Below are 24,192 nucleotides of genomic sequence, written 5' to 3'. Positions count from 1 at the left end.
GAAGAGGCTTTACTTTGCATACCATCGCTCTTTTCTTCCCCGGATAGTTGTTATTTTTCCTTTCGGCTATTCCACGAAACCCCTGTTTATCCTGCGAATTGTCATTAATTTAAACGTGCTGTAAGGATTGCGTTAAGGAAATTAACCGGTGTAATGACTGTTCACACTCCTGCCGGTTAAACCAGGAATAATCTTCATAAAATACTCACAGCTCTTATCCATAATTACCTGCATATCTCCTGTGAGGAACATAACAATGAAACGTACCATAATTGCTTTATTAACTACCTTACTCATTACCAACGGTGTCGGTATTTCTTCAGCAATGGCTGCTCCTGGCGATGATCAGGGACGTCCGGTGCCACATCAGCAGAATGATCACCAGGGCCAGGGTACACAACATCAGGGTCAGGGGCAACAGCATCAGGGCGGTCAAAACCGTCCACAACAGGCGGGTGATCGTGAGCATGGTCAGCCACATCGCCAACAGGCTTCGCGCTTTGCCTTCCATGGCAATGATTTCCGCAGAGGCCATGCAGCACCTGAAAGCTATCGCGGTGCTCAGTACCGTGTGAATGACTGGCGTGCCCGTGGCTTATCTCAGCCACCACAGGGTCATTACTGGGCGAATATCAACGGCAATTACGTGTTAATGGCCGCAGCTACCGGGATTATCACCTCTATTATTCTTAACGGTGCGCTGTCCCGCTAACTGTCAGCGTTATACGGTATCGATTTTCCGGAGGAAAAAAGATGAAAAAATCACGGATGGCTCTGCTGACACCAGCTGTGATGTTAGTCAGCGTAATCTCTTCTGCGCCAGCGAGTGCGGATGACCATGGACAGTGGGATCATCATGGGGGCGGTAATCACCAGGACGGCGGACGCGGCCCGCAAGGTGGACCTCACGGCGGCCCAAATGGAGGTTTTCATGGTGGGCCGCAGGGCGGACCTCATGGCGGACCCCACTGGCAGGGCGGTGGACCAGGTCGTGGCAATTCCTTTGCATGGCGGGGACATCGTTTTGAACCCGGACAACGTTTCCCGCGTGATTTCCGTGGACCGCATTATTGGGTGAATGACTGGAATAACCGCGGTTTACCACCACCACCTTATGGTCACCGCTGGTCATATGTTGATGGTAATTATGTGCTGGTGGCGATTGCCAGTGGCGTGATTACTTCAATCATTCTGAACAGCGCATTACATCCCTGAGTGATGTTATGCGGGAAAAAAGCATCCGGCTTGCCGGATGCTTTTTTTTTCAAAGAACTTTACTCAGAAAGCTTTGTGTACGCGGGTTCTGCGGATGAGTGAAGATATCTTCAGGTCGCCCTTGTTCCTGTATTATCCCCTGATCGATGAAAATGACCCGGTCAGCCACTTCACGCGCAAAGGTCATCTCATGCGTCACAATCACCATGGTCATGCCTTCGCGAGCCAGAGTTTTCATTACTTCCAGCACTTCGCCGACTAGCTCAGGGTCCAGTGCCGAGGTTGGCTCATCAAACAACATGATCTGCGGTGACATAGCCAGTGCACGGGCTATGGCGACCCGCTGTTGTTGTCCCCCCGATAAGCTGGCTGGCCAGGCTTTGCTTTTATCTTCCAGTCCGACTTTTTTCAGTAATATTTCAGCCTGTTGAGTCGCGGCGGCCCGGGATAATCCTTTCAGGCTTACAGGAGCCATGATGATATTTTCCAGAACCGTCATATGCGGAAACAGGTTAAATCGCTGAAATACCATTCCGGCAGACTCGCGGATCTTGTTCAGGTCACTTTTTTTGTCATGTACTGGCTGACCGTTAAGGAAAATCTCTCCTTCAGTGGCCGTTTCCAGTGCATTCAGGCAACGTAAAAAGGTACTTTTGCCTGACCCGGAGGGGCCAATGATGCATACCACTTCAGAGGGCTGAATATCACAGCTAATCCCACGTAATACGTGAGATTCGCCATAGTATTTGTGCAAATTATTAACGTGAATCACTTTTAGCCAGCCTTTTTTCTGTCAGGTCAACAAGCCGGGCAAGCAGGAACGTAATTACCCAGTAAATAACTGATATTGTCAGGTAGGGCTCCCAGTAAGTTGCGTAAGCACCGGAAACTGTACGGGCTGCATAAGCGAGGTCGGCCAACCCGATGGCCGAAGCCAGTGAAGAATCCTTTACGATGGCAATCGCATTATTACCGAGTGGTGGAAGTATCCGACGAAAGGCCTGCGGCAGAATGACCTTACGCATACTTTTCCACCATGGCATCCCCAGCGCTCTGGATGCTTCCATCTGCCCACGATCAATGGACTGAATACCAGCCCTGAAAATTTCAGAAACATAGGCCCCGGCATTCAGGGTAATAGCAACTATACAGGAGAGAAATGCACCATAGTCCGAACGTAATTCTCTGGCAAAATCCCCTCCCATAATCCCTGATGAAACCAGTATTCCGTTGTTAGGATTGATAAATAGCGGGATCAACGCAAAGTGAACCACCATTATCTGAACAAACAGTGGGGTTCCACGAATGGCGCTGACATAAAAACGCACCGGAAATTGTACCAGTATTGCCAGAATGTATTTCCAGGGACCATGCTCAGCACGGGCAAGGCGGCCGAGTCCCAGAATAAGTCCCCATAATGTGCCGGTGATAATACAGATAACCGTACATTTCAGTGTCATCAGGGCGCCTTCAATGAACAAGGGTTCATAGTCCCGGATGATTTCCCAGTTAAATCCACTCATGATAATTACCTGAAGCAGCCTCATGACACAGCCAGCGCTGCATCATGAGGGGGTGACGGCGAATATTATTCGGCAGGAAGGGTTGGAACGTTATTATCGAACCAGGTTTTATAAATTTTTGCGTAAGTACCGTCGGCAACAATTTTCTTCAGGCCATCATCCAGTTTGTTTTTCAGTGCCGTATTGCCTTTAGCTACTGCAATTCCGAAATACTGATGCTCGAATTTGCTGTCATCAACCAGTTTGAAGTCCTTGTCAGGGTGTTGATTAATATAGTATTTAATAACACCTACATCCCCGACTGCGGCACTGACTCCGCCCTGAGATAACTCCTCCAGCATCAGCGGAGTATTATCGAAGCGTTTAATAGCAGTGCTATTGCGTCCCAGGGTGTCGGATACCGCAATATCCCCTGCGCTGGAGTTAACCACTCCGACATTTTCACTTTTCAGTGAGGCCAGCGAAGTCACTTTTGAATTTTGTGGTACCACAATAACCTGTTGAGCAGGGAAGTACGGCGCTGAAAAATCGACCATCATTTTACGTTTATCAGTAATGGTAATACCTGAAATAATGATGTCGCGATCGCCGCTACCCAGCGTGGCAAAAATGCCTTCCCAGGGGGTATTGACTAATTTAATATTAAAATCTTCAGATTTTGCAATGGCTTTAATAAGATCGATATCAAAGCCTTCAAGCTGTTGCTGACTGTTTTCGTATTCAAAAGGGCGATAAGTTCCTCCTGAACCGACTACGTAAGTTTCTCCGGCGGCAAAACTGCCATAACTGACAGCCATCAGGCAGGCAGCGGCAAAAAGTTGTTTAATCATTGAATATACCCTGTCGTTTTATGCTAATAATCTGCATAAAAATACATAGGCGAAGCCGCTAATGCAACCCTGCTGCACGGGATTTACATCAGTAATCCGCGTCAGGACACAAAATTAATAGATAGTGGCTGTTATGGCGTTTATTCCCGGATATTCCTTCCGGGACAATAACTCAACGACGAAACGTATTAAAAGGGCAGATGATGTCTAACGTATTAATGGTTATCGATATGCAACAAGGGGTGCTGGCCACAGAGCGCTACCTTGTCGATGAAAAAATCAAAGTAATGAATCAGTTAATCAGCGCGGCAGATCAGGTGATTTTTATCCAACATTGCGAAGGTGAAATGCAGCCCGGACATCCGTCATGGGAGATTGTTTCCGGGCTTTACCAGCCTGAAAATGCCGGATATGTCAGTAAAACAGCCTGCGACAGCTTTTACCGGACATCGCTGGCAGAAGAACTGGAAAAGTCACAGATCAGGGCGTTTACCGTTTGTGGATGCGCGACAGATTATTGCGTAGATACCACCATTAAAGTGGGTGCCAGTATGGGATACGCAATTACGGTAGCCGCAGATGCGCACACCACCGCAGAAAGAAATTCAGTCACTGCAGCACAGTTAATCAGCCAGCATAATGAAGTTTGGGCGGAACTCTCTCTGCCTGATAACCAGATTCAGGTTTTGCCGGCTCAGCAGATTATTTCCCGTTGGCAGTCGGTTTAACTGGCTGATGAAGCCAGTGGATCAATGTTTTTAAAGCTTCATCTTTAACTGTTGTCGTCCGGTGCAACAGCCGGTAACTGGCCCCGGTTTTGGCAGTCTGATGAAACGGTGCTATCAGCCTTCCCTGGGCAATTTCAGGTGCGGCAAGATGAATATCGGCTACAGTAATTCCGAAACCTTGCGCGGCGGCATTGATGGCTAAATCCATAGTCTCAAAATGCTGGTTACGAATCATCTCTGGTGGTGCGGCCTGCTTATTCAGCCATAACTGCCAGTCTGACATATCGCGGGTAGGATGCAAAAACGTATAATTTTGCAGTTGCTGATAGTTTTCAGGAGCTGTCAGATGTCCTGCCAGTACCGGGGTGATTTCTTCGTCGAAAAGTTTTTCCCCGGGCGAATCAACGGCACCATAAATAACAGCAGCATCAAAATCCTCCAACTGCCGTCGGTGATCCAGCGTGGTCGTCAGAGCGACATGAAATTGCGGATAATGCTGTTCGAAAGAGACCAGTCGTGGAACCAGCCAGCGCATGGCGCAACTGGGAGCTTTCAGACGTATCTGTTCTGGTGAGAGCCTGACCTGTTCTGTCAACCGGTGCAGTTTCTCCAGTAATTGAGTCAGTTCGGGTAGCAACTGCTCAGCACGAGGGGTCAGAGTCAGGCCGCGAGCATGACGGTTAAATAACGGAAATCCGAACCAGGCTTCCAGAGTCTGAATCTGTCTGCTGACGGCTCCCTGAGTAATACATAGTTCGGTGGCTGCATGGGTCAGATTCAGGTGTCGGGCAGTGACCAGAAAAGTCTGGAGCCCGTTCAACGGCAGGGAGCGTTTTGACACAAATACCTCAGCTATGCATTTAACTCATGGCTATTATGACAACTTTTCGCTTGTTCTCCTAACGTTGTCACCGTTGAATATATCTCTGTCAGATTTCACATACTCACGTTTAACGTTCAGGGGTTACGCATGACTGTTCATACCGCCGTTACTTTACGTTCAAGGCTTCCAGATGTAGGGACCACCATTTTTAGTGTAATTGGTGATCTTTCCGCAAAGCATAAAGCGATTAATCTCTCCCAGGGCGCGCCTAATTTTCCCTGCGATCCTACGCTGATTTCAGCAGTGAGCCGGGCGATGACTGAAGGCCATAATCAGTATGCGCCAATGGCTGGCTTGCCGGTGCTTCGTGAAGGTATTGCCGCAAAAGTACAGCAGTTGTATGGACGTGAGTATGATCCGGCTGACGAAATCCTGGTCACCGGCAGTGCCAGTCAGGGGCTGTTTATGGCGATTTCAGCGCTGGTACATCAGGGAGATGAAGTGATCTTCTTTGAACCCGCTTTTGACAGTTATGCACCTATTGTCCGCTTACAGGGGGCGACCCCTGTGGGGCTGAAACTTACCGTTCCCGGTTTTACCATCGACTGGCAAGCGGTGGCTTCGGCGATTACCCCGAAAACCCGGATGATTATTCTTAACAGCCCACACAATCCGGGGGCGCAAACCCTGACGGTTGAGGATTTACAGCAACTAAACCGGCTGACCAGAAATACCGATATTGTGATCCTGTCTGATGAAGTGTACGAACATATTATTTTTGACGGGCAAAAGCATCTCAGTATGGCCACTGATGCACAACTGGCAGAACGCAGTGTCATCGTATCTTCTTTTGGTAAGACCTTCCATGTGACGGGCTGGCGAGTGGGTTATTGCCTGGCTCCCGCAGCGATTATGGGAGAGATCATTAAAATCCACCAGTTTATGATGTATTCTGCCGATACCCCCATGCAATGGGCGTTTGCGGAGTATTTACGTCATCCGGAACACTATCTTAGTCTTGCTGCTTTTTATCAGAAAAAAAGAGATTTACTGGCGAGCCTGTTGGCTGATTCACCGTTCCGGTTATTGCCCAGCGCTGGTTCATTCTTTATGTTGGCCGGATACGGGCATCTGAGTCAGCAGGCTGACAGCGAGATTGTCACCCAGCTCATCACCGAATGCGGAGTTGCTACCATCCCGTTATCAGCATTTTATACCGATGGTACAGATAATAAATTTATCCGCTTGTCTTTTGCGAAAGATGAAGAAACACTGAAAGCTGGTGCTGAAGCGCTTTGCCGTTTTTCGTTTCCGGCCTGACGCCGGCATCGCCGTTGATTGCTGAACAAAACCACTGTCCATTCCCCGACAGGGGATAACAATAATAACCAGATTTGGGGTGTCAGAATATGCAAAAGAAAATGAAAGCATTATGGATGGTATTAGGTATGTGTACCGCTTTACAGGCATTTGGTGCAGATACATTACGTTACGGGCTGGAATCACAATACCCGCCATTTGAAAGCCGGGATTCCCAGGGCCAACTGGTCGGGTTTGATATTGAGTTGGGTAAAGCCGTTTGTCAGACAGCTCATCTGCAATGCCAGTGGGTTGAAAGCAGCTTTGATGCATTGATTCCGGCGCTTCAGGCGAAGAAATTTGATGCAATTAACTCGGCAATGAATATTACCGAAGCACGGGCCAAAAGCATCGACTTTACGGTACCTATTTATCGTATTCCCAGTATGCTGATTGCTAAAAAAGGGCAGGCACTTAGCCCGACCGCTGAGAGTCTGAAAGGTAAATCCATTGGTGTATTACAGGGATCTATCCAGGAAACCTATGCTAAAAAGCATTGGGAATCTCAGGGGGTTAATGTTGTCTCTTATCAGGACCAGAATCAGGTTTACACCGATATGGTAGCAGGCCGTCTTGACGGAACACTGGTGATGTCAGCCGCAGGGTTAGATGGATTCCTGGATAAACCTCAAGGCAAAGATTTCACCTTCGTTGGTAAACCAGTGGAAGACGATGTGATTTTAGGCACCGGAATTGGTTTCGGGTTACGTAAAGGTGATACGGCGCTGAAACAGAAACTGGATACTGCAATTACCACGATTCAGAGCAACGGGACGCTGACAAAACTGGCAGCTCATTATTTCCCGGGAATTGATGTTAGCGTGAACAAATAATCTGATTTTTATCTTCTTACAGAGATCCTGCATTCAGCGGGATCTCTTTTTCCTGCCTGCTACCTGTCTCAGATCTCTTTGCCGGCCACTGCGCTCTGCCTTTTTCATATTTTCCCAAAAATAAATATCAAAAAATAACGATACTCACGTTGCGGAGCTTTTTAGCTGATCACTAACAACTTCAGTCATTTGCTGTTTTTAATGTATATTTTTGTTTACGATTGTCGTTTTATTTTGACCGCAATCGTCATAATGTAAATTAAAGTGTACACCTTGTGGATTGAATACTTTACTATCTGTGATAGTCTGTGACTCATAAAGCAGAGACAGCCCCGGAACTGCAAATTTCACAGGATAAGCACCATGCAAAAAGACGCGCTGAATAACGTACATATTTCCGATGAGCAGGTCATGATTACCCCCGAACAGCTAAAAGCTCAGTTTCCACTAACCGAACAGCAGGAGATGCAAATTTCTGCCTCCCGACAGATAATTTCGCGGATTATTTCCGGCGAAGATCGTCGTTTACTGGTGGTCTGTGGGCCTTGTTCCATTCATGACCCTGAAGCTGCACTGGAATACGCGCGTCGCTATAAGCAGCTGGCAGATAAATACAGTGACAGCCTCTACCTGGTGATGCGGGTCTATTTTGAAAAACCTCGTACAACGGTAGGCTGGAAAGGACTGATTAACGACCCTCATATGGACGGTTCATTTGATGTTGAACAGGGACTGCATATTGCCCGTGATTTGTTGGTGAAATTAGTGGCGATGGGGCTTCCTTTGGCAACCGAAGCGCTGGACCCTAATTCACCGCAATACCTGGGCGATTTATTCAGCTGGGCAGCTATTGGTGCAAGAACTACCGAATCTCAGACTCATCGCGAAATGGCGTCCGGGCTTTCTCTGCCGGTAGGATTTAAAAATGGTACCGACGGTAGCCTGAGCACGGCAATTAACGCGTTACGTGCCGCAGCAATGCCTCACCGTTTTGTAGGTATCAACCAGGCGGGGCAGGTATGCTTATTACAGACCCGCGGAAATTCGGACGGGCATGTTATTCTGCGTGGCGGTAAAGCACCAAATTACAGCCCTGCGGATGTCGCGGCCTGTGAAAAAGAAATGCAGAATGCAGGATTACGGGCTTCTTTAATGATAGATTGCAGTCATGGTAACTCCAGTAAAGATTTCCGCCGGCAGGCGGCGGTTGCTGAATCAGCAATGGCACAGATTAAAGATGGCAGCCGTTCGATTATTGGGCTGATGCTGGAAAGTAATCTGCATGAAGGTAATCAGTCTTCTGAACAACCTCGTTCAGAAATGCGCTACGGGGTATCGGTGACCGATGCCTGTATTAGTTGGGAAACGACAGAAGACCTGCTGCGTGATATTCACCAGGATATGTGTAGTACGTTGCAGGCGTCACAAGAGGTGTTATGAGTCATGGTGGCTGAACTAACCGCGCTACGCGATAAAATTGATGAAACAGATAAAGCTTTGCTGGAATTGCTGGCAAAGCGTCTTGAACTGGTAGCAGAAGTTGGTGAAGTCAAAAGCCGCTATGGATTGCCTATTTATGTTCCGGAGCGTGAAGCCAGCATGCTGGCTTCGCGTCGTAAAGAAGCTGAACAACTGGGTGTACCACCTGAGTTGATTGAGGATGTTTTGCGGCGTGTAATGCGTGAATCTTACTCAAGCGAGAATGATAAAGGATTTAAAACACTGAATCCTGATCTTGGCCCGGTAGTGATCGTGGGTGGCAATGGCCAGATGGGGCGGTTATTTACCAAAATGCTTACCTTGTCCGGTTATCAGGTAAAGTCGCTGGACAAAGATGACTGGCACCAGGCAGAACAACTGCTGGCGGATGCCGGGATGGTGATCATCAGTGTGCCAATTCATCTGACAGAGCAGGTAATCAGCCAGCTGCCTCCGTTACCGGAAAAATGTATTTTACTGGATTTATCATCCATTAAAAATCAGCCTTTACAGGCGATGCTGGCTGCTCACCCTGGACCGGTACTTGGGTTACATCCAATGTTCGGCCCTGACAGTGGAAGCCTGGCAAAACAGGTGGTGGTGTGGTGTGACGGCCGCCAGCCGGAAGCTTACCAGTGGCTGCTGGAACAGATTCAGGTCTGGGGTGCGCGTTTACATCGTACCAGTGCAGTAGAGCATGACCAGAATATGGCGTTTATTCAGGCTCTGCGGCACTTTGCGACTTTTGCTTATGGTCTTCATCTGGCTGAGGAAAATGTTGACCTGGGACAGTTGCTGGCTCTGTCTTCTCCTATCTATCGGCTGGAGTTGGCGATGGTAGGCCGCCTGTTTGCGCAGGACCCGCAATTGTATGCAGATATTATTATGTCTTCGGAAGCCAATCTGGCATTAATCCGGCGTTATTACACCCGGTTTGGCGAGGCCATTAGCTTGCTGGAAACGGGTAATAAATCAGCGTTTATTGAAAGCTTCCGTCGTATTGAGCACTGGTTTGGTGATTATGCCGGCTCATTTATGGCAGAAAGCCGTGGCTTACTCCGCTCGGCCAACGATAATCGTCAGTAACCGCCGGAAGTGATATTACTGCAACGGGCATCGTTAACGATGCCCGTTGGCATTCTGTTATTCTGCCGAAACCGGGATAACATCATCCCCGGGATAACAACCAAGAATTTTGATAAACCGCGTCAGTGCGGTTAGCTCTTCAATCGCTTCTTCCATGGCCGGCGAGTGGACATTGGCCTGAATATCCAGATAAAACATTTCTTCCCACGGATTACCATGAATAGGCCGTGACTCCAGTTTTGTCATGACCAGTCCCTGTTTTCTCAGAACCAGTAATGCATCAACTAACGCACCTGATTGCTGCCCGGTTGCCATCAGTAAAGTTGTTTTGGCCGGAACCTGTTCGGAAACCTTAACCGGCTTGCGTGCCAGAATGATAAAACGGGTCATGTTCTGTTGCTGGTTAGCTAAATCACGTTGCAGAACCTGCAGATTATAGAGTTTTCCTCCGGCTTCGCTTCCCAGTGCTGCAACGTGCTTGTCCTGCATTGCTGCCACTTTTTCCATGGCTGCTGCAGTACTTTCTGTATATTCAATTTTCCAGTGTGGGTAGCGGTTAAGAAACTGACTACATTGCTGGAAAGGCTGAGGATGACTATAGACAGTTGTTATTTCGTCCAGTGAGGTCTCTGACGGGACCAGTACGCAGTGATCGATTGGCTGCGTCATTTCACCGACGATATGCAAACGGGTGTGCTGAAGCAGGTCATAGACATCATTGATTGAACCAGAACTGGTATTTTCCAGTGGCAGTACGGCATAGTCAGCCAGTCCGGAGTCAACCTGTTGCAAAATATCCTGGAATTTACTGCAGCCAATTTCCGTCAGGTGATCAAAGTGACGTGATGCATACTGCCGTGCGGCCAGATGTGAATAGGAACCTTTCGGGCCAAGGAAAGCAATACGGGCAGTGTTTTCCTGTGACTGGTTCAGGGCTTTTTGCAGCAATGCCTGTTGAGTGAGCACCGATTCCTCGATGATCAGCTGAAAAATACGGGTGACAAAATGGCTGTCGAGTGACAGTTTCTTGCCTTTATCGATCAATAGCTCGAGCAGTTGCTTTTCTCTTTCAATGTCGCGGACCGGACGGTGAGTGGTCAGTTTAAATTTTCCGACTGCAACTGAGATATCCCGCCGTTCTGCCAGCAGGGCCAGCAGTTGATTGTCCAGCTGGCTGATTCTTTCCCTCAGCTGGTCTAAAGAGAGATCTGCACTCATTATTGTCACCTGTATTCCTGTTATTTTTATACCCAATAAAAAAGCCTCCCGGTTGGGAGGCTTTTCTGTTCGTCTTCTCATTCATTCTTACAGGACGAATCATCTCCCGGAGGGGGGGAAGCTAAAAAAGAATGAGAAGAAAAACATTGTAGTTTGCATGTAACTGTTCCTGCGTTTAGTTAAACCGAGATTAGCTTTTGCGGCGGAGCCCGTCAACTAAAAACGCGCCGGATGGCGCGTCTTCAGTGGCTGGATTATTCGGTAGGGATAATATCCTTCACGCTGGCTGCGGCTCTGCGGGCTTCCCCTTTATGCTGAACTTTATTTAACTGACGCTCCAGTTTAGCAATCAGTTCATTAATGGCGGCGTACATATCCTGATGACGCCCGGTAGCCACTAACGGGCCGTTTGGCGTGTTAATCGTCGCATCGGCGACAAATTCTTTAGGTTCTTTTGAGAGTACGATATGCGGGTTGATCAGCGGCGTCTGCCATTTCTCGAGCTTGGTAATACGCTCTTCAACGTGACTGCGGATAGCGTCGGTAATTTCCATTTGTTTACTGGTGATGTTCATGATCATCGCACTTACCTCTCTCGTTACCATCAGATTGATAACCAGAATAACGGCTTGTAATAACAATAATGTGATCTGGATCACAAAATAATGTCCATTTTTGTCAATAACATCGTTTTGTAAAAATCACCACAGAAACCCCCGATAACCATTGCCAGATACCGAAAAAACGGCCATTATCGACAGGATGACAAAAATGAAAAGGCAGCCTTATGGCTTAATGCCGATCGTTTAAGGATCATTTGACCGATCCGGTGGTTGGTGTAAAAAGGGTTCATGTGCAGACATGGACCCTTTTTAAATGGAACTTTCGCAAGCTCTCGGCATTATTAATCTCACTGCTCCCGAAGAAGTACAAAGCCTCTCTGACCTGCTCTCTCCTGACCTCATCCGACAGGCGTTTTCCCTCACTGATACCGTCACGCTGCGTAAGCGTAAACTTCCCCTTGAGTCGATGGTCTGGCTGGTTATCGGTATGGCCATATTCAACAATAAGCCCATGAGCCATATCGTGAATTTGATGGATATTGTTGACCGGACCGGACGGTCATTTACCGCACCCAGCTCTGTGATTGCCCGCCGAAAAACACTGGGCGAAGATGCCATCCGGGTCCTGTTTGATCTCACTCAACAACACTGGCACGAAGAAGCCAGACATCCCCTCTGGCACGGGTTGACGCTTAATGCTGTTGATGGCGTTGTCTGGCATACCCAGGACACTCCTGAAAATGCAGAGGCCTTCGGCAAAGCATCTAATCAGCATGGTGAACGCGGTTATCCTCAGGTTCGTATGGTGTGTCTGATGGAACTCAGCAGCCATCTGCTGCGTGCAAGTGTGTCAGGTCGCTACGATATCAACGAAATGCGGCTGGCCGCTCAGCTGGCAGAAAATGCACCGGATAACAGTATTACGCTGTTTGATAAGGGCTTTTACTCTTTAGGGTTGTTACATGACTGGCATAATGCAGGTGAAAATCGCCACTGGCTAACGCCGCTGAAAAAGAACACTCAGTATGAAGTGGTACGAAAGCTCGGCAGGCAGGACGAACTGATACGACTGAAAACCACGCCTCAGGCCAGAAAGCAATGGAAAGGCCTGCCGGAAGAACTCATAGTGAGGCTAATCAGGCGGAAAGTGAACGGGACGGAACGGCAGGTAGTCACTTCCATGACAGATGCGATGCGTTATCCGGCGACTGACGTGGCAGAACTTTATAAGCATCGCTGGGAAATCGAGCTGGGATATCGTGAGGCAAAGCAGTTTTTACTGGGAAACCGCTGGACGCTGAGAAGCCGGTTGCCCGATCTGGTGAAGCAGGAGCTATGGGGAATACTGCTGACGTATAACCTGGTGCGTTACCAGATGATTAAAATGGCGTTCAGCCTGAAAGGAAATTACCTGCCTTACCAGTTGAGCTTCAGCGGTGCAGTATCAGAGATATTACGGCTACTGATCGGTCTGCCGTGGGCTTCACCGGGAGCCATCCCGGGTCACCTTAAACACTTTTACAGTAATGCCGGGATGCTGAAACTGCCACCACGACGAGAACGGGAATATGTGAGAGAAGTGAGGGAGAAAAGGTCGAAATATCCCTTTAAAAACAATGCCGGTCACCTTAAGTGACCGGCATTAGCCTTATGGCTGCCTTTTTCGCTGAAAGAGTTCAGTTCGAACTGTTCAGATTAACTACTTTTGTTGGCTGCAATCAGCTTCGCCACTTTATCGGCTTCACCATTCAGCTGCATTTTACGGTAAGCATTTTCCATCAGTGGCAATGCTTCGCGGGTGGCTTCGGTGTCCGGATAATTGCTCAGCATACCCTGAGTACGGTTAACAACCGCGACATAAGCACCACGTTTGGTATAGTATTGCACCACTGAGAGTTCAAATTTCGCTAAACGATCTTTCAGCGCGACCAGCCGTTTTCTGGCATCGGCAGCATACTGGCTGTGTGGATAGTTCTGCAGTAACTGAGAAAAATCAGTGAACGCCTGGCGTGCATTGGTTGGATCTCTGTCTGAACGATCGATTCCAAAGAAATGCTGCACCGCAGATTCATCCATAGCCATGTCTGTCAGACCTTTCATGTACAGCACATAGTCGATGTTTGGATGGGTTGGATTGAGGCGCATGAAACGGATAATCGTTGCCTGTGACAAAGCCATGTCACCATTTTTGTAATAGGCGTAGATCAGATCAAGCTGCACCTGCTGTGAATAAGGACCAAAAGGATAGCGGTTATCCAGAGCTTCTAACTGGGTAATAGCAGCTTTAAAATTCCCGTCCTGCAGTTTTTGCTGCGCGGTTGCATAGATCACTGACGGTGGGTTGTCCGGGACAACTTCTTTAGAGCCGGAACATCCCACCAGTGCCAGGCCCAGAGTGGCAACGGCCACCAGATGTTTCATACGCGTCATGACGAAATGATTATCCTCAAAGTTTTATCGGAAGCTTTCTGTGAAGCTTCCATTGATGTTCAGCTAAGATAGCACATTATAGTAAACGGCTTTGCCGTGAAAACCCAACGTTAACGAAAGAAGCTTATATGGCACAACAAGTACAACTCACCGCGACAGTCTCCGAAGCGCAACTTGGACAACGCTTAGATCAGTCTTTGGCGGAATTGTTCCCTGATTATTCACGTTCCCGCATAAAAGATTGGATTTTGCAGGGACGAGTCACTCTCAACGGAGTGACAGCAACCATTCCGAAAGAAAAAGTTTTCGGCGGTGAGCGGATTAGTATTGATGCCGAAATCGAAGAGGAACTCCGCTGGGAGCCTCAGGATATCGCACTTGATATTGTTTACGAGGATGATGATATCCTCGTTATTAACAAACCTCGTGGTTTAGTTGTGCATCCCGGTGCCGGTAATCCGGATGGTACTGTATTGAATGCATTATTACACCATTATCCTGCTATTGCTGATGTACCCAGGGCCGGGATAGTCCATCGTCTGGATAAAGATACGACCGGGTTGATGGTGGTTGCCAAAACGGTTCCTGCTCAAACGCATCTGGTGGATTGTCTGCAGCGTCGCGAAATTACCCGTGAATATGAGGCTGTGGCGCTTGGTACTATGACTGCTGGTGGTAGCGTGGATGAACCAATTTCACGCCACCCGACTAAACGTACTCACATGAGTGTGCATCCGATGGGTAAACCGGCAGTGACCCATTACCGCATTATGGAGCATTTCCGTGCATCAACGCGGTTACGCTTGCGGCTGGAAACCGGACGTACTCACCAGATTCGTGTACATATGGCCCACCTGAGCCATCCGTTAATTGGTGACCAACTTTATGGCGGAAGACCGCGCCCGCCTAAAGGAGCCTCGGAAGAGTTTATTACAGTATTGCGGAATTTTGATCGTCAGGCACTGCATGCCACGATGCTGCGTCTGTATCATCCTATTACGGGGATTCAGATGGAATGGCATGCTGAGCTTCCTCAGGATATGGTCGAGCTGATCGAGGCACTGAAAGCCGATACCGCACTGCATAAAGATGAAATGGACTGGTTATGAGTCTGATTATCCCGGACTGGCCAGCACCGGCAAATGTGAGAGCTTGTTCCACAACCCGAATTGGTGGATTTAGCCAGGAACCCTGGAACAGCCTTAATCTGGGTGATCACGTCCGGGATTGTCCGCAGACGGTACAAAAAAATCGCGAGCAGCTTTGCAAACTTGCCGGGTTGCCGGCGATGCCAGCATGGCTGACTCAGGTGCATGGTACTGATGTACAGTCATTGCCTGCAGCATCGGAGGGGCCACTGGTTGCTGACGCCTGCCAGACGACTCAGCCCGGTCAGGTATGCGCAATAATGACCGCAGACTGTCTGCCGGTGATTTTCTGTTCAGCTGACGGGCGGCAGGTGGCCGCTGCTCATGCCGGTTGGCGCGGATTATGTCAGGGAGTGTTGGAAAAAACTCTGGCGGAGTTTAGTTGCCCTCCGGATGAGGTCCTGGTCTGGATGGGACCCGCCATTGGTCCTCAGGCCTTTGAAGTTGGCCCGGAAGTTCGTGATGCATTTATTGCGGTAGATCCTGCCGCTGACCAGGCTTTCCTCCCACATAACAGCAAATATATGGCGGATCTCTGGCTATTGGCTCGCCAGCGATTAACCCGTGCCGGAGTCGTTTCCATCAGTGGTGGCGGGCGTTGTACCTATACTGAAGGCGAATATTTTTTCTCCTACCGGAGAGAGAGCAATACCGGACGTATGGCAACTTTGGTGTGGCTGATATAATCTTAGCCGCTGGACGATCCTGTACGTATAATTTTTCTTTGTTTTCCGGGTCATTAAACTTGAATATTTGAGGGATTGGCCTCATTTAATCTCCTGTAGCATTTTGACCTTTAACAGGAGGAATTATGCGTCTGGATCGTCTAACAAGTAAATTTCAATTAGCACTGGCCGATGCACAGTCATTGGCTCTCGGCAACGACAATCAATTTATCGAACCTCTTCACCTTATGAGCGCATTACTGTCTCAGGAAGGGGGATCGGTGCGTCCTTTACTCTCCTCTGCCGGACTGGATGTTGCGGCAATTCAGGAGAAAATCAGTCAGTCCATAAAACGGCTGCCACAAATAGAAGGTAGTGACGGCGACGTGCAGCCGTCGGCTGATTTAATTCGTGTATTAAATTTGTGTGACAAGCTGGCTCAAAAACGCGGTGACAGCTTTATTTCATCTGAACTGTTTGTACTTGCTGCGCTGGAATCCCGCGGAGCACTGGCTGATATTCTGAAATCAGCAGGCGCCTCCACTGAGAAACTCACCAGTGCAATCGATCAGCTGCGTGGGGGAGAAAACGTGAGTGAACAAGGTGCCGAAGATCAACGGCAGGCATTAAAAAAATATACCATCGACCTGACTGAACGTGCCGAGCAGGGAAAACTCGATCCGGTGATTGGACGCGATGAGGAAATTCGCCGCACTATTCAGGTATTGCAACGTCGTACCAAAAATAACCCGGTATTGATTGGTGAGCCCGGGGTAGGTAAAACCGCGATCGTTGAAGGGCTTGCACAACGTATTATCAATGGTGAAGTCCCGGAGGGCTTAAAAGGCCGTCGGGTGCTGGCACTGGATATGGGTGCACTGGTTGCCGGGGCTAAATTTCGCGGTGAATTCGAAGAGCGCCTGAAAGGGGTGCTGAATGATCTGTCTAAACAGGAAGGTAATGTCATCCTGTTTATTGATGAGCTTCATACCATGGTGGGTGCCGGTAAAGCTGACGGCGCAATGGATGCTGGCAATATGTTGAAACCTGCACTGGCTCGTGGGGAATTACACTGTGTAGGTGCCACAACGCTTGATGAATATCGTCAGTATATTGAGAAAGATGCCGCACTTGAGCGCCGCTTCCAGAAAGTGCTGGTGGCTGAACCAACAGTAGAAGATACCATCGCCATTCTGCGCGGCCTGAAAGAGCGCTATGAATTGCACCATCATGTGCAAATTACCGATCCGGCGATTGTTGCAGCAGCGAATCTTTCGCACCGTTATATTGCTGATCGCCAGTTGCCGGACAAAGCTATCGACCTGATTGATGAAGCGGCTTCCAGTATTCGTATGCAGATCGATTCTAAACCAGAATCGCTGGACCGTCTTGAACGCCGGATCATCCAGTTAAAACTGGAACAGCAGGCTCTGAAAAAAGAGTCCGATGATGCCAGCGTTAAACGTCTGGAAATGCTGGAAACTGAGCTGAACCAGAAAGAGCGTGAATATGCTGAACTCGAAGAAGAGTGGAAAGCGGAAAAAGCCTCTCTGACCGGAACCCAGAATATCAAAGCCGAACTGGAGCAGGCTCGCCTTTCTCTGGAACAGGCTCGTCGTACCGGGGACCTGGCCGAAATGTCAGAACTGCAGTACGGTAAAATTCCTGATCTGGAAAAACAGCTGGCTGCCGCAACTCAGGCGGAAGGCAAATCCATGAAAATGTTACGTAACCGCGTAACTGACGTAGAAATTGCTGATGTGCTGGCCCGTTGGACAGGAATTCCGGTCGCAAGAATGATGGAAGGTGAACGCGATAAATTGTTGCGGATGGAAGAGTCTCTGCATAATCGGGTGATTGGTCAGGATGAAGCGGTTGAAGCAGTCGCGAATGCTATTCGTCGTAGCCGCGCAGGACTGGCAGATCCAAATCGTCCGGTGGGTTCGTTCCTGTTCCTTGGTCCTACCGGGGTGGGTAAAACTGAATTATGTAAAGCACTGGCTGACTTCCTGTTTGACAGCGATGAGGCGATGGTGCGGATTGATATGTCTGAGTTTATGGAAAAACATTCTGTTTCCAGACTGGTCGGTGCACCTCCGGGATATGTTGGCTATGAAGAGGGGGGGTACCTGACTGAAGCGGTCAGACGCCGCCCGTATTCGGTGATTTTACTTGATGAAGTTGAGAAAGCGCACCCGGATGTATTCAACATTCTGTTGCAGGTGTTGGATGACGGACGTCTGACGGACGGGCAAGGGCGTACCGTTGATTTCCGTAATGCCGTGATAATCATGACCTCTAACCTGGGATCAGACTTAATTCAGGAACGGTTTGGTGAACTGAATTATGGTGAGATGAAAGCGTTAGTCATGAGCGTTGTTGGTCATCATTTCCGGCCTGAGTTTATCAACCGTATTGATGAGCTGGTGGTCTTCCATCCATTAGGGGCTGATCATATTGCATCAATTGCACAGATACAGTTGCAGCGGTTACATAAACGTCTGGAAGAGCGGGGTTATCAGTTACACATTTCTGATGAGGCTCTGAAACTGTTAGGTCAGACAGGTTTCGACCCGGTTTATGGGGCGCGGCCTCTGAAAAGAGCTATTCAACAGGAAATTGAGAATCCGTTGGCTCAGCAGATTCTTTCTGGTGATTTGGTGCCGGGTAAAACCATCGAAATGGAAGTACGCGATGGCGAAATCGTCGCTCATCAGTAATTACTGACTCATGTTAATCACAAAAGCGGGCGTTTTTTGCCCGTTTTTGTCGTTTTTGCAGGGCAGGTAGCGGTTTTTTAGTGCGATGTGAGTAAAAATTCAGCTATCGGAAAAAGAATTCAAAATAGCGCTTGCGGGAAAATTTAATCTCCCTATAATGCGCTCCCACTGACACGGTAAAGCGCGATGCGCCAAGGCGTGACAGGGACTGAAGCGATTCGGTCCGGAGAAAAAATCACGAAATAGTGATTGACTCCTGAGGTGAAAAGCGTAATATACGCCACCTCGCAGCGACAACCTAAGCGGTTGAGTTGCAACGCTCTTTAACAATTTATCAGACAATCTGTGTGGGCACTCGCAGGATTGATATCAGCGTCTCCGGACGTAAAAAATATCAAGTCTTAAGAGTGAACACATAATAAAATTCATTATGAGTGTTTTACACTTGAGCATCGCTTAACTCGTTTAAGCAAATCAAACTTTAAATTGAAGAGTTTGATCATGGCTCAGATTGAACGCTGGCGGCAGGCCTAACACATGCAAGTCGAACGGTAGCACAGAGGAGCTTGCTCCTTGGGTGACGAGTGGCGGACGGGTGAGTAATGTCTGGGAAACTGCCTGATGGAGGGGGATAACTACTGGAAACGGTAGCTAATACCGCATAACGTCGCAAGACCAAAGTGGGGGACCTTCGGGCCTCACACCATCGGATGTGCCCAGATGGGATTAGCTAGTAGGTGGGGTAACGGCTCACCTAGGCGACGATCCCTAGCTGGTCTGAGAGGATGACCAGCCACACTGGAACTGAGACACGGTCCAGACTCCTACGGGAGGCAGCAGTGGGGAATATTGCACAATGGGCGCAAGCCTGATGCAGCCATGCCGCGTGTATGAAGAAGGCCTTCGGGTTGTAAAGTACTTTCAGTCAGGAGGAAGGGTGTAGTCTTAATACGGCTATGCATTGACGTTACTGACAGAAGAAGCACCGGCTAACTCCGTGCCAGCAGCCGCGGTAATACGGAGGGTGCAAGCGTTAATCGGAATTACTGGGCGTAAAGCGCACGCAGGCGGTCTGTCAAGTCGGATGTGAAATCCCCGGGCTCAACCCGGGAACTGCATTCGAAACTGGCAGGCTAGAGTCTTGTAGAGGGGGGTAGAATTCCAGGTGTAGCGGTGAAATGCGTAGAGATCTGGAGGAATACCGGTGGCGAAGGCGGCCCCCTGGACAAAGACTGACGCTCAGGTGCGAAAGCGTGGGGAGCAAACAGGATTAGATACCCTGGTAGTCCACGCCGTAAACGATGTCGACTTGGAGGTTGTGCCCTTGAGGCGTGGCTTCCGGAGCTAACGCGTTAAGTCGACCGCCTGGGGAGTACGGCCGCAAGGTTAAAACTCAAATGAATTGACGGGGGCCCGCACAAGCGGTGGAGCATGTGGTTTAATTCGATGCAACGCGAAGAACCTTACCTACTCTTGACATCCAGAGAACTTAGCAGAGATGCTTTGGTGCCTTCGGGAACTCTGAGACAGGTGCTGCATGGCTGTCGTCAGCTCGTGTTGTGAAATGTTGGGTTAAGTCCCGCAACGAGCGCAACCCCTATCCTTTGTTGCCAGCGATTCGGTCGGGAACTCAAAGGAGACTGCCGGTGATAAACCGGAGGAAGGTGGGGATGACGTCAAGTCATCATGGCCCTTACGAGTAGGGCTACACACGTGCTACAATGGCGCATACAAAGAGAAGCGACCTCGCGAGAGCAAGCGGACCTCATAAAGTGCGTCGTAGTCCGGATTGGAGTCTGCAACTCGACTCCATGAAGTCGGAATCGCTAGTAATCGTAGATCAGAATGCTACGGTGAATACGTTCCCGGGCCTTGTACACACCGCCCGTCACACCATGGGAGTGGGTTGCAAAAGAAGTAGATAGCTTAACCTTCGGGAGGGCGTTTACCACTTTGTGATTCATGACTGGGGTGAAGTCGTAACAAGGTAACCGTAGGGGAACCTGCGGTTGGATCACCTCCTTACCTGAAGATACGTTCCCGCGAAGTGTCCACAACAGATTGTCTGATAGAAAATAAAGAGAGCAGTAATCTTCTGCAGGCTTGTAGCTCAGGTGGTTAGAGCGCACCCCTGATAAGGGTGAGGTCGGTGGTTCAAGTCCACTCAGGCCTACCAAATTCTTTCTCATACGGCGTTACGACTCCGGCTCGCATAGTTCACTATGCGTCGTGAAGCCATGCCTTGTCTGATAAAGAATTAAGGTACAGAAGTTTACCCATCGATGGGGCTATAGCTCAGCTGGGAGAGCGCCTGCCTTGCACGCAGGAGGTCAGCGGTTCGATCCCGCTTAGCTCCACCATCATTCAGTATGCTCACTGAATACTTATCTTAAAGATGACTTACGAGTCATGTTTAAGATATTGCTCTTTAACAATCCGGAACAAGCTGAAAATTTGAAAACAATGAATGACGAAAGTTATTCAGAGTCTCTCAAAAACTTTTACGATTCATAGTCGTTGCAAGACGTCTGTGGGTTGTGAGGTTAAGCGAATAAGCGTACACGGTGGATGCCCTGGCAGTCAGAGGCGATGAAGGACGTGCTAATCTGCGAAAAGCGCCGGTAAGGTGATATGAACCGATACAGCCGGCGATGTCCGAATGGGGAAACCCGGTGCACTCAGTGCATCATCGTTAACTGAATTCATAGGTTAACGAGGCGAACCTGGGGAACTGAAACATCTAAGTACCCAGAGGAAAAGAAATCAACCGAGATTCCCCCAGTAGCGGCGAGCGAACGGGGAGCAGCCCTGAACCATCATCAGTGTGTGTGTTAGTGGAAGCGTCTGGAATGTCGCGCGATACAGGGTGAAAGTCCCGTACATGAAAATGCACACATCGTGAGTTCGAAGAGTAGGGCGGGACACGTGGTATCCTGTCTGAATATGGGGGGACCATCCTCCAAGGCTAAATACTCCTGACTGACCGATAGTGAACCAGTACCGTGAGGGAAAGGCGAAAAGAACCCCGGCGAGGGGAGTGAAAAGAACCTGAAACCGTGTACGTACAAGCAGTGGGAGCACCTTTATGGTGTGACTGCGTACCTTTTGTATAATGGGTCAGCGACTTATATTCTGTAGCAAGGTTAACCGTATAGGGGAGCCGCAGGGAAACCGAGTCTTAACTGGGCGTTAAGTTGCAGGGTATAGACCCGAAACCCGGTGATCTAGCCATGGGCAGGTTGAAGGTTGGGTAACACTAACTGGAGGACCGAACCGACTAATGTTGAAAAATTAGCGGATGACCTGTGGCTGGGGGTGAAAGGCCAATCAAACCGGGAGATAGCTGGTTCTCCCCGAAAGCTATTTAGGTAGCGCCTCGTGAATTCATCTCCGGGGGTAGAGCACTGTTTCGGCTAGGGGGCCATCCCGGCTTACCAACCCGATGCAAACTGCGAATACCGGAGAATGTTATCACGGGAGACACACGGCGGGTGCTAACGTCCGTCGTGAAGAGGGAAACAACCCAGACCGCCAGCTAAGGTCCCAAAGTCATGGTTAAGTGGGAAACGATGTGGGAAGGCTCAGACAGCCAGGATGTTGGCTTAGAAGCAGCCATCATTTAAAGAAAGCGTAATAGCTCACTGGTCGAGTCGGCCTGCGCGGAAGATGTAACGGGGCTAAACCATGCACCGAAGCTGCGGCAGCGACACTATGTGTTGTTGGGTAGGGGAGCGTTCTGTAAGCCGTTGAAGGTGGGCTGTGAGGTCTGCTGGAGGTATCAGAAGTGCGAATGCTGACATAAGTAACGATAAAGCGGGTGAAAAGCCCGCTCGCCGGAAGACCAAGGGTTCCTGTCCAACGTTAATCGGGGCAGGGTGAGTCGACCCCTAAGGCGAGGCTGAAAAGCGTAGTCGATGGGAAACAGGTTAATATTCCTGTACTTGGTGTTACTGCGAAGGGGGGACGGAGAAGGCTATGTCATCCGGGCGACGGTTGTCCCGGTTTAAGCGTGTAGGCTGAGGTTCCAGGCAAATCCGGAACTTCTTAAGGCTGAGGCGTGATGACGAGGTACTACGGTACTGAAGTGACAAATGCCCTGCTTCCGGGAAAAGCCTCTAAGCTCCAGGTAACACGAAATCGTACCCCAAACCGACACAGGTGGTCAGGTAGAGAATACCAAGGCGCTTGAGAGAACTCGGGTGAAGGAACTAGGCAAAATGGTGCCGTAACTTCGGGAGAAGGCACGCTGGCGCGTAGGTGAAGGGACTTGCTCCCGGAGCTGAAGCCAGTCGAAGATACCAGCTGGCTGCAACTGTTTATTAAAAACACAGCACTGTGCAAACACGAAAGTGGACGTATACGGTGTGACGCCTGCCCGGTGCCGGAAGGTTAATTGATGGGGTTATCCGCAAGGAGAAGCTCTTGATCGAAGCCCCGGTAAACGGCGGCCGTAACTATAACGGTCCTAAGGTAGCGAAATTCCTTGTCGGGTAAGTTCCGACCTGCACGAATGGCGTAATGATGGCCAGGCTGTCTCCACCCGAGACTCAGTGAAATTGAAATCGCTGTGAAGATGCAGTGTACCCGCGGCAAGACGGAAAGACCCCGTGAACCTTTACTATAGCTTGACACTGAATATTGAGCCTTGATGTGCAGGATAGGTGGGAGGCACTGAAGTACGGACGCCAGTTCGTACGGAGCCATCCTTGAAATACCACCCTTTAATGTTTGATATTCTAACGTAGACCCGTCATCCGGGTTGCGGACAGTGTCTGGTGGGTAGTTTGACTGGGGCGGTCTCCTCCCAAAGAGTAACGGAGGAGCACGAAGGTTAGCTAATCACGGTCGGACATCGTGAGGTTAGTGCAAAGGCATAAGCTAGCTTGACTGCGAGAGTGACGGTTCGAGCAGGTGCGAAAGCAGGTCTTAGTGATCCGGTGGTTCTGAATGGAAGGGCCATCGCTCAACGGATAAAAGGTACTCCGGGGATAACAGGCTGATACCGCCCAAGAGTTCATATCGACGGCGGTGTTTGGCACCTCGATGTCGGCTCATCACATCCTGGGGCTGAAGTAGGTCCCAAGGGTACGGCTGTTCGCCGTTTAAAGTGGTACGCGAGCTGGGTTTAGAACGTCGTGAGACAGTTCGGTCCCTATCTGCCGTGGGCGCTGGAGAATTGAGGGGGGTTGCTCCTAGTACGAGAGGACCGGAGTGAACGCACCACTGGTGTTCGGGTTGTCATGCCAATGGCATTGCCCGGTAGCTAAGTGCGGAAAAGATAAGTGCTGAAAGCATCTAAGCACGAAACTTGCCCCGAGATGAGTTCTCCCTGACTCCTTGAGAGTCCTGAAGGGACGTTGAAGACGACGACGTTGATAGGCCGGATGTGTAAGTGCAGCGATGCATTGAGCTAACCGGTACTAATGACCCGTGAGGCTTAACCTTACAACGCCAGAGGCGTTTTGCAGAGACGCAAAAGAATTTTCAGCGAGTTCCTGATAGTTAAATTAAAAAATTAGCAGTGTTCTGCGGACGAACGTCCGAAGGATTTTGCGCTGAGACAAGGCGGCAA

The 24,192-nt window shown here is 49.4% G+C and carries 18 protein-coding genes, 2 tRNA genes, 2 rRNA genes and 1 other annotated feature; of the genes, 15 read left to right on the top strand and 7 right to left on the bottom strand.

Going from position 1 to position 24,192, the window contains the following annotated elements:
• Nucleotides 1-256 precede the first annotated feature (256 nt).
• Both A7K98_RS15615 and A7K98_RS15610 read left to right on the top strand, forming a co-directional pair.
• Complete coding sequence (locus A7K98_RS15615) at nucleotides 257-712, top strand: RcnB family protein (RefSeq protein WP_087489390.1); 456 nt, start codon at nucleotides 257-259, stop codon at nucleotides 710-712.
• Nucleotides 713-753: 41 nt separating this feature from the next.
• Nucleotides 754-1,215: an RcnB family protein gene (locus A7K98_RS15610; RefSeq protein ID WP_087489389.1), complete on the top strand. Its 462-nt coding sequence runs from the start codon at nucleotides 754-756 to the stop codon at nucleotides 1,213-1,215.
• A gap of 49 nt (nucleotides 1,216-1,264) precedes the next feature.
• Here A7K98_RS15610 and A7K98_RS15605 read toward each other — a convergent pair whose 3' ends face one another.
• From A7K98_RS15605 to A7K98_RS15595, 3 genes are all read right to left on the bottom strand, one after another.
• Nucleotides 1,265-1,987, bottom strand: coding sequence for an amino acid ABC transporter ATP-binding protein (locus tag A7K98_RS15605; protein WP_087489388.1), 723 nt, complete (start codon nucleotides 1,985-1,987; stop codon nucleotides 1,265-1,267).
• Nucleotides 1,974-2,738: an amino acid ABC transporter permease gene (locus A7K98_RS15600; protein ID WP_087489387.1), complete on the bottom strand. Its 765-nt coding sequence runs from the start codon at nucleotides 2,736-2,738 to the stop codon at nucleotides 1,974-1,976. Before A7K98_RS15600 ends, A7K98_RS15605 begins: the two co-directional genes overlap by 14 nt.
• 65 nt (nucleotides 2,739-2,803) lie before the next feature.
• A complete protein-coding gene (locus A7K98_RS15595) occupies nucleotides 2,804-3,568 on the bottom strand; it encodes a basic amino acid ABC transporter substrate-binding protein (protein WP_087489386.1) in 765 nt (254 codons plus the stop codon).
• A gap of 200 nt (nucleotides 3,569-3,768) precedes the next feature.
• On the opposite strand from A7K98_RS15595, the gene A7K98_RS15590 reads away from it, so the two are divergent.
• Entirely contained in the window at nucleotides 3,769-4,296 is a 528-nt protein-coding gene (locus A7K98_RS15590) for an isochorismatase family protein (protein WP_087489385.1), read from the top strand.
• Here the strand turns inward: A7K98_RS15590 and A7K98_RS15585 are convergent.
• Nucleotides 4,271-5,137 carry a LysR substrate-binding domain-containing protein gene (locus A7K98_RS15585; RefSeq protein ID WP_087489384.1) on the bottom strand — a complete coding sequence of 289 codons (867 nt, stop codon included), beginning with the start codon at nucleotides 5,135-5,137 and terminating at the stop codon, nucleotides 4,271-4,273. The two genes, A7K98_RS15590 and A7K98_RS15585, sit on opposite strands and share 26 nt — an antisense overlap.
• A gap of 129 nt (nucleotides 5,138-5,266) precedes the next feature.
• Here A7K98_RS15585 and A7K98_RS15580 point away from each other — a divergent pair, with 129 nt between their 5' ends.
• The 4 genes from A7K98_RS15580 to tyrA all read left to right on the top strand — a co-directional run bounded on the left by A7K98_RS15580 (nucleotide 5,267) and on the right by tyrA (nucleotide 9,876).
• Nucleotides 5,267-6,439 carry a methionine aminotransferase gene (locus A7K98_RS15580; protein WP_087489383.1) on the top strand — a complete coding sequence of 391 codons (1,173 nt, stop codon included), beginning with the start codon at nucleotides 5,267-5,269 and terminating at the stop codon, nucleotides 6,437-6,439.
• Between the two features lie 89 nt (nucleotides 6,440-6,528).
• Entirely contained in the window at nucleotides 6,529-7,311 is a 783-nt protein-coding gene (locus A7K98_RS15575; protein ID WP_087489382.1) for an ABC transporter substrate-binding protein, read from the top strand.
• A gap of 363 nt (nucleotides 7,312-7,674) precedes the next feature.
• Nucleotides 7,675-8,751, top strand: coding sequence for a 3-deoxy-7-phosphoheptulonate synthase (locus tag A7K98_RS15570; protein WP_087493487.1), 1,077 nt, complete (start codon nucleotides 7,675-7,677; stop codon nucleotides 8,749-8,751).
• 3 nt (nucleotides 8,752-8,754) lie between these two features.
• Nucleotides 8,755-9,876: a bifunctional chorismate mutase/prephenate dehydrogenase gene (tyrA, locus tag A7K98_RS15565; protein WP_087489380.1), complete on the top strand. Its 1,122-nt coding sequence runs from the start codon at nucleotides 8,755-8,757 to the stop codon at nucleotides 9,874-9,876.
• Nucleotides 9,877-9,933: 57 nt separating this feature from the next.
• Here tyrA and pheA read toward each other — a convergent pair whose 3' ends face one another.
• A complete protein-coding gene (pheA, locus tag A7K98_RS15560; RefSeq protein WP_087489379.1) occupies nucleotides 9,934-11,094 on the bottom strand; it encodes a bifunctional chorismate mutase/prephenate dehydratase in 1,161 nt (386 codons plus the stop codon).
• 34 nt (nucleotides 11,095-11,128) lie between these two features.
• Nucleotides 11,129-11,254, bottom strand: a sequence feature (Phe leader region).
• Between the two features lie 94 nt (nucleotides 11,255-11,348).
• Nucleotides 11,349-11,675: a ribosome-associated translation inhibitor RaiA gene (raiA, locus tag A7K98_RS15555; RefSeq protein ID WP_087490541.1), complete on the bottom strand. Its 327-nt coding sequence runs from the start codon at nucleotides 11,673-11,675 to the stop codon at nucleotides 11,349-11,351.
• A 295-nt stretch (nucleotides 11,676-11,970) separates the two neighbouring features.
• Here raiA and A7K98_RS15550 point away from each other — a divergent pair, with 295 nt between their 5' ends.
• A complete protein-coding gene (locus tag A7K98_RS15550) occupies nucleotides 11,971-13,293 on the top strand; it encodes an IS4 family transposase (RefSeq protein ID WP_087487838.1) in 1,323 nt (440 codons plus the stop codon).
• A 59-nt stretch (nucleotides 13,294-13,352) separates the two neighbouring features.
• On the opposite strand, the gene bamD is transcribed toward A7K98_RS15550, so the two are convergent.
• Nucleotides 13,353-14,087, bottom strand: a complete 735-nt coding sequence (gene bamD, locus A7K98_RS15545) for an outer membrane protein assembly factor BamD (RefSeq protein ID WP_087489378.1) — start codon at nucleotides 14,085-14,087, stop codon at nucleotides 13,353-13,355.
• A 128-nt stretch (nucleotides 14,088-14,215) separates the two neighbouring features.
• On the opposite strand from bamD, the gene rluD reads away from it, so the two are divergent.
• From rluD to A7K98_RS15510, 7 genes are all read left to right on the top strand, one after another.
• The gene (rluD, locus tag A7K98_RS15540) at nucleotides 14,216-15,196 is read left to right on the top strand and encodes a 23S rRNA pseudouridine(1911/1915/1917) synthase RluD (protein ID WP_087489377.1); all 981 of its coding nucleotides are present in this window, start codon (nucleotides 14,216-14,218) and stop codon (nucleotides 15,194-15,196) included.
• Nucleotides 15,193-15,921 carry a purine nucleoside phosphorylase YfiH gene (yfiH, locus tag A7K98_RS15535; protein ID WP_087489376.1) on the top strand — a complete coding sequence of 243 codons (729 nt, stop codon included), beginning with the start codon at nucleotides 15,193-15,195 and terminating at the stop codon, nucleotides 15,919-15,921. Before rluD ends, yfiH begins: the two co-directional genes overlap by 4 nt.
• Nucleotides 15,922-16,046: 125 nt before the next feature.
• Nucleotides 16,047-18,620, top strand: a complete 2,574-nt coding sequence (clpB, locus tag A7K98_RS15530) for an ATP-dependent chaperone ClpB (RefSeq protein WP_087489375.1) — start codon at nucleotides 16,047-16,049, stop codon at nucleotides 18,618-18,620.
• Between the two features lie 483 nt (nucleotides 18,621-19,103).
• Nucleotides 19,104-20,645: ribosomal RNA gene (locus A7K98_RS15525) — 16S ribosomal RNA — on the top strand.
• Nucleotides 20,646-20,719: 74 nt separating this feature from the next.
• A tRNA-Ile gene (locus tag A7K98_RS15520) sits at nucleotides 20,720-20,796 on the top strand.
• Between the two features lie 108 nt (nucleotides 20,797-20,904).
• Nucleotides 20,905-20,980, top strand: a tRNA-Ala gene (locus tag A7K98_RS15515).
• Between the two features lie 181 nt (nucleotides 20,981-21,161).
• Nucleotides 21,162-24,065 (top strand): 23S ribosomal RNA (locus A7K98_RS15510).
• The 16S and 23S rRNA genes sit together here with 2 tRNA genes alongside, the layout of an rRNA operon.
• Nucleotides 24,066-24,192: the final 127 nt, after the last annotated feature.

This window comes from Tatumella citrea, from assembly GCF_002163585.1.
Taxonomy (GTDB): domain Bacteria; phylum Pseudomonadota; class Gammaproteobacteria; order Enterobacterales; family Enterobacteriaceae; genus Tatumella; species Tatumella citrea.
This window is presented reverse-complemented; position numbering and strand designations above follow the sequence as displayed.